Source organism: Microcystis sp. M_OC_Ca_00000000_C217Col (assembly GCF_007095585.1).
GTDB classification, from domain to species: domain Bacteria; phylum Cyanobacteriota; class Cyanobacteriia; order Cyanobacteriales; family Microcystaceae; genus Microcystis; species Microcystis panniformis.
Genome location: NZ_SFBV01000276.1, coordinates 61,394 through 75,005 on the forward strand (window position 1 = coordinate 61,394; position 13,612 = coordinate 75,005).

14 protein-coding genes and 2 pseudogenes are annotated in these 13,612 nt (G+C 41.8%); 4 read left to right on the forward strand and 12 right to left on the reverse strand.

What is annotated here, in order from left to right:
* Positions 1 to 24 precede the first annotated feature (24 nt).
* Positions 25 to 2,193 (reverse strand): lytic transglycosylase domain-containing protein, encoded by a 2,169-nt coding sequence (locus EWV66_RS17645; protein ID WP_072925664.1) that lies wholly within the window; start codon positions 2,191 to 2,193, stop codon positions 25 to 27.
* A gap of 302 nt (positions 2,194 to 2,495) precedes the next feature.
* On the opposite strand from EWV66_RS17645, the gene cysC reads away from it, so the two are divergent.
* From cysC to sfsA, 3 genes are all read left to right on the forward strand, one after another.
* Complete coding sequence (cysC, locus tag EWV66_RS17650; protein ID WP_043996040.1) at positions 2,496 to 3,041, forward strand: adenylyl-sulfate kinase; 546 nt, start codon at positions 2,496 to 2,498, stop codon at positions 3,039 to 3,041.
* Between the two features lie 383 nt (positions 3,042 to 3,424).
* Complete coding sequence (locus EWV66_RS17655; protein ID WP_287107408.1) at positions 3,425 to 5,152, forward strand: ABC transporter ATP-binding protein; 1,728 nt, start codon at positions 3,425 to 3,427, stop codon at positions 5,150 to 5,152.
* A 478-nt stretch (positions 5,153 to 5,630) separates the two neighbouring features.
* Positions 5,631 to 6,350: a DNA/RNA nuclease SfsA gene (gene sfsA, locus EWV66_RS17660; protein ID WP_052277257.1), complete on the forward strand. Its 720-nt coding sequence runs from the start codon at positions 5,631 to 5,633 to the stop codon at positions 6,348 to 6,350.
* 129 nt (positions 6,351 to 6,479) lie between these two features.
* On the opposite strand, the gene EWV66_RS17665 is transcribed toward sfsA, so the two are convergent.
* From EWV66_RS17665 to EWV66_RS17715, 11 genes and pseudogenes are all read right to left on the reverse strand, one after another.
* The gene (locus EWV66_RS17665) at positions 6,480 to 7,040 is read right to left on the reverse strand and encodes an NYN domain-containing protein (RefSeq protein ID WP_167341551.1); all 561 of its coding nucleotides are present in this window, start codon (positions 7,038 to 7,040) and stop codon (positions 6,480 to 6,482) included.
* A 73-nt stretch (positions 7,041 to 7,113) separates the two neighbouring features.
* The gene (locus tag EWV66_RS17670; RefSeq protein ID WP_185237103.1) at positions 7,114 to 7,782 is read right to left on the reverse strand and encodes an energy-coupling factor ABC transporter ATP-binding protein; all 669 of its coding nucleotides are present in this window, start codon (positions 7,780 to 7,782) and stop codon (positions 7,114 to 7,116) included.
* A 179-nt stretch (positions 7,783 to 7,961) separates the two neighbouring features.
* Positions 7,962 to 8,231, reverse strand: a complete 270-nt coding sequence (locus tag EWV66_RS17675; RefSeq protein ID WP_002790236.1) for a UPF0367 protein family — start codon at positions 8,229 to 8,231, stop codon at positions 7,962 to 7,964.
* 347 nt (positions 8,232 to 8,578) lie between these two features.
* Entirely contained in the window at positions 8,579 to 8,797 is a 219-nt protein-coding gene (locus EWV66_RS17680; protein ID WP_287107410.1) for a type II toxin-antitoxin system HicB family antitoxin, read from the reverse strand.
* Positions 8,797 to 9,018: a type II toxin-antitoxin system HicA family toxin gene (locus tag EWV66_RS17685; protein ID WP_002756832.1), complete on the reverse strand. Its 222-nt coding sequence runs from the start codon at positions 9,016 to 9,018 to the stop codon at positions 8,797 to 8,799. The genes EWV66_RS17680 and EWV66_RS17685 overlap by 1 nt, the downstream gene beginning before the upstream one ends.
* 22 nt (positions 9,019 to 9,040) lie before the next feature.
* Entirely contained in the window at positions 9,041 to 9,181 is a 141-nt protein-coding gene (locus EWV66_RS17690; protein WP_287107411.1) for a type II toxin-antitoxin system HicA family toxin, read from the reverse strand.
* Positions 9,182 to 9,216: 35 nt separating this feature from the next.
* The gene (locus EWV66_RS17695; protein ID WP_061432919.1) at positions 9,217 to 9,411 is read right to left on the reverse strand and encodes a type II toxin-antitoxin system HicB family antitoxin; all 195 of its coding nucleotides are present in this window, start codon (positions 9,409 to 9,411) and stop codon (positions 9,217 to 9,219) included.
* 150 nt (positions 9,412 to 9,561) lie between these two features.
* Positions 9,562 to 9,777: pseudogene (locus EWV66_RS17700) on the reverse strand (Txe/YoeB family addiction module toxin); the annotation flags it as partial.
* Positions 9,778 to 9,814: 37 nt separating this feature from the next.
* Positions 9,815 to 10,075 (reverse strand): type II toxin-antitoxin system Phd/YefM family antitoxin, encoded by a 261-nt coding sequence (locus tag EWV66_RS17705; RefSeq protein ID WP_002756849.1) that lies wholly within the window; start codon positions 10,073 to 10,075, stop codon positions 9,815 to 9,817.
* 263 nt (positions 10,076 to 10,338) lie between these two features.
* Positions 10,339 to 11,958, reverse strand: a complete 1,620-nt coding sequence (locus EWV66_RS17710; protein WP_287107412.1) for an HsdM family class I SAM-dependent methyltransferase — start codon at positions 11,956 to 11,958, stop codon at positions 10,339 to 10,341.
* Positions 11,951 to 13,009 (reverse strand): AccI family restriction endonuclease, encoded by a 1,059-nt coding sequence (locus EWV66_RS17715; protein WP_002756852.1) that lies wholly within the window; start codon positions 13,007 to 13,009, stop codon positions 11,951 to 11,953. Before EWV66_RS17715 ends, EWV66_RS17710 begins: the two co-directional genes overlap by 8 nt.
* A gap of 487 nt (positions 13,010 to 13,496) precedes the next feature.
* On the opposite strand from EWV66_RS17715, the pseudogene EWV66_RS17720 reads away from it, so the two are divergent.
* Positions 13,497 to 13,612 (forward strand): annotated as a pseudogene (locus EWV66_RS17720) (photosystem II D2 protein (photosystem q(a) protein)); the annotation flags it as partial.

Consider the following 13,612-nt stretch of genomic DNA (forward strand, 5'->3'; position numbering starts at 1 on the left):
TAATTACCCATCCCCATCAATCCCCTAGGAAGGGTTAGCAACTCTCTTCATTTGCTCTTGAATTTCGGGGTTATAAATCTGGAGATAATTCCAATAATTACCAAACACCGATTCTATATAACCCTTAGTTTCTCTAAAGGGAATATTCTCGACAAATTCATCGGGATCGCTAAAATCGAAACGCTGTCTCCATTTAGAAACTGCCCCCGGTCCAGCGTTATAACTAGCCACAGCAAAAAGTGAATTTCCAGCGAATTTGCCATGGGTATAATCGAGATACCATGTCCCCATCATAATGTTATCTTCGGGATTAGTTAAAGAATAACTTTTATTGCCAGTATTACCCGCAATATATTTACCGGTATCGGGCATAATTTGCATTAATCCCACTGCCCCCACAGGAGAACGAATTTCTTTTTCAAAGCGGGATTCTTGCCGGATTAAAGCCGTCACTAGCAGGGGATTTAATTGTCTATCTTTTGACCATTCCAGGATGCTATCGTAGTAGGGGAAAGGGAATAAAGCGTGCCAGTATTTATCATTTTGTCGCAGGGCTTTCCATGCTTCCCTTTCCTCCGGGGTATCTCTTTCTCGCAAGCGCCAAATCAGGTTAATTCCTTCTAAATTTTGATTGCGAGAGAGTTTATAGACACCGAGGTTAAATTGTTCGTCAACGGTTAAATTCCAAGGATCAACAATTTCTGCTTGGAAGAGATTCCACGCGTCCGTATCTTCACCAATGCGATATAGTTCCTTGAAAGCTTCCGAACCGGCGGGAGTATCGTTACGGGTGGCGGGTTTGACGGTGGTAGGATTATAGGAGCGGACAGTGGTAAAATCCCCCACGTCCCAACCTAATAAAACCGCCGAGCGCCAAGCATAATAGGAATGGGGATGACGAGAAATAGTGTAGGTAAAAGCTTGTTTTGCTTCTTGGTTTTTGCCCAGTTTTTGCGCCCATTTTCCCACCCAAAAGGCCGCTTTCGGGGCAATTTGACTATCGGGATTATTAACCGCAATTGGCTGCGCCCACTGCCACGCCTTGGCGTAATCGCCGGATTTAGCGGCTCTTTGGGCCATTAACCAGCGATAATCGGCGGCTTCGTCAGATTTTGGGTATTTATTTAACAGAGTCTGCCATGTTTGACTAGCGGCCTGGGCATTAGTTGAGTCCAGTAATTTGGCTTTCGCTTCCAAAGCTTCCGGAGCGCGATCGGGAAATTGCTTGACAATGCGATCGAGATATGCTATAGCATCGCGGTTAGGAGAAATTTGGGCGAGTCGCAGTAATCCTAACCCGGTTTCTGAGGCCTGGGGATAGGTTTTAATTAATTTTTGGTAAGCGCTGCGAGCTTCTGGCAGTTTTTTGGCAATTTGTAGCCCGCGGGCGTAACGATAGGCTTGTTCGGGGCTAGGAGTGGCTTTAGCATAGGCTTTATAGGCTTTTTCGTACAATCCCGACTGCCAATAACCTGCCCCAATCATTGCCCAATCCGCCGGAGTTAACTGCTCGGCGTAGTCTTTCACCAAACGATTGCGGGCCTGATTGAGGGTAGGATCAAAAGGATTAGCCTTGGCTAACTGTAACCATAAGGGAAATTGATCGGGATTTTCTTGAAGACGTTGGCGAATTAAAGCCAAAGTACGCGGGTGTCGGGGGTATTCCTTAAGCAATTTCTCATGATAACTGGGGTCGTATTTGCCCAAAGAGTAGTAAGCTTCCGCCACTACGGGCGATTGGGGATAGGTTTCCAGTAATTTTTGCCAAATTTCTTGCGCTTTTTCACTATCGTTGGTTAATTCGTGGGCGCGTCCCTGTTTGAGGAGAATCTGGGGAGCGAGGACAGGATATTGTTTTTCTAAGCCTTCTAATTGTTTTAAAGCCGGACCCCCTTCATATTTTCTCAATAAATCCATAGCCAAGAGATAGCGGGCGCGACTACGCTCTAAAGAGGGCGCATTGGCATCAGCAACATCTTTTAACTTGACATCTCGCTCGGTTTGTGGTAAGGAAGCGCTATCAACCACGGCAGAGGGTTGGTTAGGATCTTGGCTAGGAACCGAAGCACTATTGCGATCGAGCCAAGCGAGGATTTTCGGGTGAAAGAGAAAGAGACTGGTGAGAGTAAAAAGCGCAACCCCAGAACCTAAGCCAAGAATGAGCGGGGTGTGAGGGGGGAATTTTTTAAACATTACCTTATTAAAGACAGTAACTCAACATACATTATCAATGATCGTGGTGACAGGTTGTTTGTTTCAATCAGGTTGGGGGTTGTTCAGTTATCAGTAAGCAGTTATAGTCATTTCAATTAAGATTGAGAATATCAATGCCAGAGTTCATAAGGGTTTAACCGGTCTAGAGTGTATCAGACTTATCTGAAATGACTATATCAGTAATCCGTGAACTGAAAACTCCCATCTGATCACTGGTAACTGGTAACTGATCACTGAGATATGGTACGCTAAACAGGATTTAAGTATTATTAATGATTGCTATGAAACAGCGCGGCGTGACGGTTTGGTTAACAGGATTGAGCGGTGCGGGGAAAAGCACGATTACCGAGGCATTACAGGCAAAATTAATCGCTGAAGGTTATTCCATTGAAGTTCTCGATGGCGATATAGTGCGGACGAACCTCACCAAAGGTTTAGGATTTAGTAAAGAGGATCGCGATGAAAATATCCGTCGCATTGGTTTTGTGTCTAATTTGCTCACCCGTCACGGTGTGATTGTCCTAGTTTCGGCTATTTCTCCCTATCGCGAGATTCGCGAGGAAGTACGGGGAAAAATCGGCAATTTTGTCGAAGTTTTTGTTAATGCTCCCTTAAACGTCTGTGAGGAGCGCGATGTGAAAGGATTATATAAAAGAGCGCGTGCTGGCGAAATCAAGTCTTTTACGGGAATTGATGATCCCTATGAACCACCTTTTAACCCAGAAGTGGAATGTCGCACTGATTTAGAGACTTTAGAGGAAAGTGTCGCCAAAGTCTGGAACAAATTGAGGGAATTAGGCTACATTAATCAAGCTGTGGCGGTTTAATCGCATAATAACTTTGTATTATTGGAAAACATCGTAGGGACGTGGACTAAAAACGTCTCTACACCCCGATTAACCCCTTAGGCAAATTTGTTAGTTAATCTCCTTTTCTTCAGTACCTAAGCAAGGTTAATTATACCTCTCAGTTAACCTCTGGCCAAAGTGCAAGAGTCCCTAAACAGTGATCAGTGATCAGTAAACAGTAAACAGTGAAAAGACAGTAGGAAACTTCTATTTAATACTGCTCACTTAAAACTTAAAACTTAAATCTGATAACTGATAACTGATAACTGATAACTGATAACTGATAACTGATAACTGATAACTGTCTCGACTAGCAAATTAATTTTGCAGGAATACTTAATATTTAAAGGTGCTAAATTATTTTGAAATCTCGCTCTAGTTATTGGAACCTCATTCCCTATCTCCGTCCCCAAACCCAAACAATTATTTTGGCGTTCATCTGTACGATCGGATTTACGGTATTTTGGCCGATTTTAGCCTGGTTAGCTGGACAAATGGCCAGATATATCGGTGAGGGAAATGTGCAAGCATTGGCGACACTTTCGGGGGTGGGGGCAGTGGTTTTTTTACTGCGGGGAATGTCTCAGTATGGGCAAGATTCCCTGATGGCAAAAGCTTCTTTAAAAATTGCCCTCGAATTAAGAAAAAAAGTTTATGCACACCTGCAAACCCTCGGCTTAAATTACTTTGAAACGGCGAAAACTGGTGATTTATCCTATCGTTTAACGGAAGATATCGATCGCATTGGGGAAGTAATTAATAAATTTTTCCATGATTTTATTCCCTCAGCCTTACAGTTAATTGTCGTCTTTGCCTATATGTTTATTGTTAACTGGCAATTGACGATCGCTGTCATTATTATCGCTCCTTTGTTGGGAGTTTTGGTGGGATTTTTTGGTGAAAAATTATTACAATATGCTCGTCGCGCCCAAGCGAAAATATCTAATCTTTCTGCGTTATTAACCGAAGTTTTTAGCGGTATTCGTGTGGTGCAAGCTTTCGCTGCTGAAGATTATCAAACCGAGCTTTTTGCCCAAGAAGCGGAGGAAAATCGCCGCGCTCAATACCTATCGGAATCCACCAAAGCTTTACAATACGTCGTGGTGGGATTTTTGCAAGCGATGGGAGTTATCTTTTTATTCTTCCTTGCGGGTTGGCAAATTTCCCAAAAGAATTTAACTGGTGTTGACTTTGTTAGTTATGTGGCGGCGGTGGCAATGTTAATCGATCCTATCGCCCATATTACCAGTAATTATAATCAATTTAAACAGGGTCAAGCCTCCATGGATCGGATTTTTGAATTGTTAGCTATTTTGCCAACAATTACCGAAAAACCGAATGCGATCAATCTGCAACCCCATAGCAAAGAAGTTGAATATTGTCAAGTAAATTTTTCTTACAATGAGGACAGACAGGTTTTAAAAAATATTAATTTTACTGCACACGCTGGGGAAATGATTGCTTTAGTGGGAGCATCGGGAGCGGGAAAAACCACTTTAGTTAATCTTTTATTGCGTTTTTATGACCCCACTGCCGGCAAGATTTTAATCGATGGGGTGGATATTCGTGATGTGACTTTAAAAAGTCTCCGGCGACAAATTGGCGTAGTTTTGCAGGAAAATATTCTCTTTTCTGGCACTATAGCCCAAAATATCGCTTTTGGCCAGGTAGATTTTAATCTGCAAGAGGTAGAAAAAGCGGCAAAAATTGCCAACGCTCATCAATTTATCGGTGAACTTTCTCAGGGTTACTATACCTATGTGGGAGAAAGGGGTGTTAATTTATCGGGTGGACAAAGACAAAGAATCGCCATCGCGCGAGCGGTTTTATCTAATCCGAGAATTTTAATCTTAGATGAAGCGACTTCCGCGCTCGATTCGGAATCGGAAGCTTTAGTGCAGGAAGCTTTAGAAAGAATTATGACGGAGCGCACAGTATTTGTTATTGCTCACCGATTAGCAACTGTCAGAAAAGCTAACCGTATTTTAGTCTTAGAAAAGGGTGAAATTATCGAGGTGGGTAATCACGAGGAGTTATTAAATCTTAATGGTCGTTACGCTCAATTTCATGCTAGACAATTTCAAGATTAGTCCATTTGGCGTTAAGAGTTGGGCGTTATTTCTGATTTTATTACTCAAGCCAAGTTTTTGGGGGGTAGAACCCCCCAAACCCGTAGGGTTGATTCAAGGTAGGGTTGATTCAAGGTAGGGTTGATTCAAGGTAGGGTTGATTCAAGGTAGGGTTGATTCATGAATCAACCCTACCCGTCGGGGGATGAAGTGCCTCCCCCAAACCCCGGAGCGCATTAGTTTTTCGGTGGGATGCTTACACGCGGTTGTTTGTACGTTTGTACTAATTTAAGAATCACCGATATAGCAGTTATCTTAATGGTGAGGTAGGAAGTTTTCGTTTTGGGGAGTCAGTCGCGGAATTAGGTTAGACTTCATCTTTAGGGAAAACGCTGTAAGTATGATTACTGTTTACTGATAACTGAAAGGTTTCCTGTCTTCAGGTTAAGCTCCCAAAAAAAGGCTATTCTTTACCTTGATATCCCTCGGCGAAAATTTGATGACTTCCTTGTTGGTTCACACTTACCCTTCTCTTGTCAAGGGTATTTTAATTAAACGTTACAAACGCTTTTTTGCCGACATACAACTGGACAACGGAGAATTAATTACGGCCCATTGCGCTAATACCGGACCGATGACAGATGTATGCGTAGAGGGTCAACCGGTTTATCTTTCTCGTAGTGATAACCCGAAGCGAAAATTAGCTTATACCTGGGAGATGATTCAACTGGGGGAGACTTGGGTGGGAGTTAATACCAATCTTCCCAATCAGGTGGTGAAAAATGCCCTGTTGTCAGGAGTTTTTCCCGATTTGCTCAAAAATGACACCGAAGTGCGATCGGAAGTGGCCTACGGTCAAAATAACGGCAGTAGAATTGATTTTCTTTTGACCCATGGTGATAATTCCCTCACCTATATCGAGGTCAAAAATACCACTTGGAATCAGGGAGAAACGGCACTTTTTCCCGATACTGTCACCACGCGAGGACAGAAGCATTTACAGGAATTAATGGCTTTATTGCCGGCAGCGGAAGCGATTATGCTCTACTTTATCAATCGCGGTGATTGTGACCGATTTGCTCCGGGGGATAGTAAAGATGCTAAATACGGGCAGTTATTGCGTCAAGCAGTGGCTAAAGGAGTCAAGGTTTTACCCTGTCGCTTGCAAGTGACACCCACGGGAATTTATTATTTAGGTTTAGCAGAATTGCAACTGTGAAACCCGTGGTTTAGAGGGGCCAGCTTGTGACAAAATCCCCCAGACCGCAACTGACCTTGAAAAGCTTAGAGACACAGTTACCTGTGCCTCTAATGGGGATTTTTGTCGATACATATTTGGGGTAATTTGTCAAGGTTTTTGATAACTAATTCCGTGGCGCATTTTCTCTAATTTCTGTTGCACCTGAGCATCGAGAGAATGGAATAAAAAACGCCCTTTGGGACTTTGAGAAGAACTCTGGGATTTTCTCAGACGACGACCGGTTAAATCCACCTCGACTTCCAGACGTTGAGCGGAAATCCACTGGGCCCCATAACCCATAACGGTCATTTTTTGGGCATTATCAGAGGTAGCGACGATAATCCGTCCGATAGCTGGGGCGCGATCGTGCCAAAAATCAGCGCAGGTTTTCTCGATATAGGTGTCGGCGGTTTGAGCGTGAGCGGTAAAATAAACCGATAAATGGTTAGTGTAGCGTTCTTGGCTGCCGGGGGTATCTTGAAGGTAGGAATCGAAGACGATTTGGGTTTGATAACCCTGATGGTGGGTGTAACCGATTAGGGTTTCAATTAACTTGTCTCGCGCTGGTTCGAGACCTTGGCGATCGCTAATTTTTTTCAGGGACGGCCAAGCGCCGATGACGTTGTAGCCGTCAACCAGCAGAAGGGAACGATCAGAAGAATTAAGCATGGCTTTGAGAGTAATTCGTGTGGCATTAAGGGCAGTTCTAAAAAACAGCATCTTAATGATATTAACAAAAAATTTAGGATTCTCCCGCCGCACTGGCCAATAATCTCGCTTTTAATTCTAGGGGATTTCCCCGATCCGTTACCTTGCCCCCCTCTAATAAAAATGCTCCATCGCTGTAATCCAATTCATCAAGGCGGTGCGTCACCCAAAGGGCTGTAATCCCTCGGTTTTTGACCAATTTCTGCACTTGAGAGACTAATTCTAACTGAGTATCCCCATCCAAAAGGGCGGTGGGTTCATCAAAGAGCAAAACCTCGCAATGACGAGCTAAAGCACCTGCAATGGCGATTCTTTGCTTTTGTCCGCCACTGAGAGCATAGATCGGTCGTTTTTCCATTTCTAATAAATTCACCGCCCCTAGGGATTCCCGCACCCGGGCCCGAATTGCCGGCGTGGATAAACCCTCGGATACCAACCCAAAAGCCACATCTGCCCCCACTGTTGGCATAACTAACTGATGGTCGGGATTTTGGAAAACAAAACCGAGGGGGTTAGGTATCTCTATCTCCCCGCGACTAGGTTTTAATAATCCCGCTAAGAGCCGCAGCAGGGTTGATTTACCGCTGCCATTTGTCCCCAACAACATCCAAAATTCCCCTCTGGGAACTTGCAAAGAGCAGCCATTTAATACTGATTTCCCATTCGGCCAGCTAAAGCAGAGGTCTGTTACTTTTATAGTCATGAATTATCAGCCTTTTCAGTTATCAGTTATCAGTTATCAGTTATCAGTTAAGTAGGTACGCGTTAAAAGTTGTCAGACACCCCCCTTATCAAGGGGGGCAGGGGGGATCCCCCCGCCTATCGGCACCCCCCTTGATAAGGGGGGCAGGGGGGATATGAGAACTTTTAACACCTACCTACTTATTCTGTGGCTAAAGCGACAAACCCCGGCGCTCTACCGGTGGAGGCAGCCCCAGATTTTTGTGAAACAATCACCGCACTGATCTGATCGCTCAAAACCGCCACCTTTTTATCGGTTTGTTTTTCACAGGTTAATTCTAATAATTCCGGATTCGGCGATCGCATAGCGTTAATAATTGTTTGATACAAAGCGTCTGCTGCTGCTTCTTCCTTGCGCTGCACGGAAAGGGGGATGGGGGAGAGTTTCAGGGTAATATCGATCGAATACATAGTTTAGCGTTCCCTTCCAAAAAACAAGTCAAAAACCATTGTATAGCAGGGCTTGGGTGTTGGGGTTTTAGGGTATTAGTGATCAGATGTGGGTTTTCAGTTCACTGATTGCTGTTCACTGTGCAGATAACCCGGCTCTTCTCGACTTTGTGTGATAATTTTTGCTTATGAAATCGTGAAATGTTTACTGGGAAAGACTTTTAGGACTATTTGGTTAAATAAACTATCAGTATAGACCTCGTTTCCACACAGAAACCAGAAGAGCCATAACCCTAGCATCATCACCGATTAACTCTCGGCAGTCGGTGTGCAGAGGCGTTGTTATGCCCCAGGACCGAGCAGGAATATCAAGCGACCGATCTTGTTCTGGGTTCGGGAATCGCTTCACCTTCTGTCCGCCAGGCTTCCAAGTACATTTCAATCACTTCTTCTCCGTTGTGGATAGCCTCTTGACGAGTTTTGCCATGAGTACAAGGCATGACGACAAGATCAGAAAACTCTGGGATCGTTACCAGGAAAAGCTGATCCTCATCAGACCACTGAACAATCATGCTGTATCTATTCATTAATCTCCATCCTCTCGCAACTCTTTCAGTTCAGTCAGTAGTTTTGCCAGTTGTTTTTCTAGGTAAAGTGGGACATCATCTCCATCTTTGCCCGGGATTGTCAGTGTTTTTCCGATCAAAGGATGTCTCCAACGTTCATGGCTACCCTTGCCCCGTTTGGGTAAGTAAACAAATCCTTCACGGACAATTTGAGCTTTCAACTCTCGGATTTTTCTAGGCATGGAAGCATCTGATCATTCTACTCTATTCTCTCACTTCTCTCTTCTTTAAGCCATGTTTAGGAAATGGAACAGTAGTTGCACGTCCATCTTCAGGACAGAATTGTTTATGGGAGCCTTTCTGACGTACCTCAACAAAGCCAAGATTTTCTAAGATACGAACCACTTCCTGTGGTTTCAGAACAGGTATATTGCCGATGGTTACTGTGTACCAACAAATACTGTTTTAAATTTTGTTTGTTCATCCTCAAGGAGCATTTCTATCACTTCACAAAGATTTGTCTGTAATTCATCTAAAGTTTCACCTTGAGAATTTGCTCCGGGAAAACCAGGGACATAACCCACATAAAGATTAGTATCAAAATCTTTTTCTACAACAGCAGTAAATGTGTTCATAACCGATACCTAATTTTTAGGCTGACCAGAATAAAAAATAATTATGACATAAATATATAAGGAGAGCGCTAACCAATCTTGGTGCGTTCCCAGGAATTTATTGGCGGAGTAATTCGGAGTTGTCGTGGGGAACGCACCCTACAGCGATGACTAATCTTGGTAATGATAGCGACAGGAAATAATTGTTAGATAATGATCATCGACAACATAAACAAGACGATTAGCTTCATCCGTACGGGACCAAAAACCTGACAAATTCTCTCTCAAGGGTTCAGGTTTACCGATTCCTTCAAAGGGATTGGATAGAGTATCTTGGATGAGCAGATTGATTCTTTTCAGGGTTTTCTTGTCCTGAGATTGCCAATAAAGATAATCTTTTCATGCTTTACTACCCCAAGCCAACTTACGCATCGATTAAATCATGTTCTTGTGTTTTACCTGCTTGATATTCTGCGATCGCTTCTTGCAAATGTTGAGCATTAGCTGCAGATCTTAAGAGATAAACTGTTTCCATCAGACTGTCATAATAACTTTTAGACATGATAACAACATCTTCTGTATCTCCTCTGACAATGAAAGTACAGTTTTTATCATTGGCTACTGTATCTATTACAGATTTAAAGTTTTTTTGGGCTTCACTAAAGTTGACAATGTTGACGCTCATCAGAGTTGTACATGGTTAAGTACAATTGTTATTATAGTTCTGTCCAAATCTGGTTGGCAAAACCCAAAGGCTTCGGGGAACGCACCCTCAAGCTAAACCGAAATAGCATCGCCCTGTTTGGGAAACTTTTCTTTAATATAGCGGAGCAGATCTGACGCAATACCATGATTGTAAATTTTCTTAAATTGCTGCCTTATCTGGCATTATACCTGATTAGAATCTGCTCCGAGACAATCACTTGCGTTAAAACAAAATAAGGCGCGTTACATTTTATTAACGCACCCTACAAGATCGGTGATCGCACTATGGAGCGCAGCGGAATTGCCGTCCGGTGCAGCGCATTGTTGGGAGTCCATAAGTCTTTTGATCAGAGCATTACTCATGAGAATTGCTTTTTGGTGATCATTTTGTGCAATACTAATTACTTCTTCAGCATCTTCATCACTGATCATTTCAAATTGTTTCTGGCTTGGACATAAGCTATCATTCAAATCCCTTGGTTCAAACTTGTCTAATTCATCACCATAACTTCGTTTATTGATTTTTATTATTTCCTGTCCAATATCACTGAGCAAATACACAAACAATTTATTAATAAATTGTTGTCCTAATTTATTTGGATAAAAGGAATGAAAGCAGGTAAAATTTATTGCTGTTGTGAAATTGCGTATTACTTTTAACCTGCCCCTGCTAAAGACGCCGAATAAAATTGGAGCCGGTTTTCTCTTTTCAATTTTGTACCAGGTGTTCCTTGTTTTTGTAAGATACCTCCCATGGTATCCCAATTTTTCGCCTTCTTTTATGTAATTTCGTATTTCAGAGTTGTCGTGATCTTTTACATCTAAACAATGGACTGGCTTATCCTCATTGTATAGTATATTAAAATCATGCTCAGTAAATACTGCTTTGCGGATTTGAGAGCTTTTTGTAATACACTTACAAATATTGTTATCACTCAACTTCCGTTGCTCAATTTTTGATTTTTTTAACGCAAAAAATTCATTTGCGCCAGTAGCAATACCTCTCGTAAACGTACCGTATAGGGACAACTTACAGAAGCCATTTGGGTATACTTGTTCAGTGAACAATGATGAAATAATAGGTGTCCACTTTTGGTTGTATGGTAAATTCGATGGTTCGATTTCCCACTGATAGAATTTACTAATATCAGCTATTTTATCTATTTCATCAATTTTTTTGATCTGTAAAATTTTAATGGTTTCTTTTTTTCCGTCATTTTTACAAAGAAGCACACAAACGGTTGTCGTTGCCTCTGGGAAAATTTCTTTTTCATTGTCAAAGATTATTATTTGCTTCAATAAATGATTTTCAAGGAGACTTTTTTTGATTTCTTTTCCGTAGCCAGTATTAAAAAACTCAAAAGGCATAATATACGCCAAGTTACCATTGATTTTAAGTTCTCTTAAAGACTTGACAAGGAATACGGAAGAGATATTAGAGTAACCGATAAGTTTCTTCCCTATTTTTTCTTCAATTTTTGGTAATATATCATGACGCTTAAGAAATTTCTGAAATCGCATATATGGTGGATTACAAATGATACCGTCAAATTTTTCAGTTTCAGCTTCGAGGTAATCACTATTGATAACTCTCAAATAAGGACTGTCACCATTACGATTGAGAAACTCAAATATATTTCTATCAATCTCATATCCAATGAAATGTACTTGATTACCTGAAGGTATTTTTATTGCTTCATCATAAAAAACGCCTAAGCCAAACGCTGGGTCTAATACTGTTTCTGGATTATCTTTTAAAACCCACTGTACCATGAGGCGAGCAACGCACATAGGTGTAAAAAACTGACCGTAATCCTTCCTATGATTAAGTGGAGTTTCAGCTATATATTTTAACTCACGCATTAATAACATCCCTTAGAAATATTTTATTATCAAGGTATCCCTTGCCGCCTGCAAAAGTGACATAAAAAAGCAGACGCCCCCTGTCTAATTCTTTCAGAGCCGATTTATGTTCAGGCATATCAATTTTTCCAATGACTTCTTTTCCAATTTGCACATTGATCTTGATCGTAGTTTTACCTTGATTTTTTACATCTCTTTCTATTGAAAAATTATTTCCATCATTGTTATCGTTTGAAACCAGTGCCAAAATATCTTTAAATGATATTATATATGCCTTGTCAAAAAATACTTGTAGATAAAAATGCTTGACATTATATTTCTGAATCCACCTGTTGACCAAGGCAACATCTTCAATTTTTGGGGTAATGCCCAAATAATCGCGTTTGTGCAGTATTTTTATATTTTCTTTGAGATTCTTCAGTAATTCAGTTAGATTTCTTAACTCTTTTGTTGATGACCATGACGGACAACGAAAGTCTAATTCTCTAAAGGTGTCATCTGTAGCATTTGACATTAGATTGTAAATTGTCTGGTTTTTTCGCCTTAATAGATCACCAAGGTCGGTATTGATTATGTCTTGTCTAATTTCTTCGCATTTTTTAATGGCCCGATCTTGTCTGTCCCGCATGAATGCCGCATATTTGTCTGCTAAAAAAGAACTTGATCTTACTTCAATCGCAGCCACAGCCTGCCTTATGTGCTGATCATTTTTAATGTCAATACTTCCATCCGGAAAGTCTCTGACCTTAAATATCAGTATATCTGGCCTCTTACCTATCGCATTAAGTTCACTCTGATATTCCATATAGAAATCAGCAAATCCATCATCACCTGCGGCTATGGATTCGGAACGCCCATATTTAACAGCAAAATAATCACCAGAATATTCATTGACTGCCTTAAAGACGATTGTTTCAGCCCAATCACCCTGTTCCTTGTTCGTGAGAAATTCGGAGTTAGCCATTGTTGGGGGCTTTCCAGTCATTTGTATTTCAGTATCAATCTCAAGTGGTGATTGCTTTATCAGGTTCAGAATATCATCTTTGTACATGAATTCTCCTTCTTGTTCAGCCCAGCCATCAATTATACCGCTCCCTGCGATCGAGCAACCCTCTCCATCCTACTATCCCACTTCCATCGGTCTAACACCCCTTAATAGGACTTAATAGCGCACCGTGCGGTTTAATCACCTCAATTTGGGGATAATTACCGCACAGAGGGGTCTAGCATTCCACTCAAGACGTGAAGACGACAATACCAAGCAATTGAGGCGGCATATCTCCCCATCTCCCCAAATCCCCCCGCAACGCGCACGAAGTGGTCTCCCCCCGCAACGCACAGGAAGTGGTCTCCCCGAAAAATTTTAGATTTTCTTAAGATCGACCTGAAAAACATTGGCTATTTTTTCCAATATAGTGTAAGTTAAGAAAAGTAAAGATTTCTCACAATTCTTCTACACATCTGCTCGCCTGCTCAGATGGATGGAGGAGAGAGCGCGGAATCTTAGCAATAATATACATTTTTCGGAGAAAACCCCCATGACCATTGCTGTCGGACGCGCCCCAGAAAGAGGGCTGTTTGATGCTCTCGATGACTGGCTCAAAAGAGACCGTTTCGTCTTCATCGGTTGGTCTGGTTTACTACTCTTCCCCTG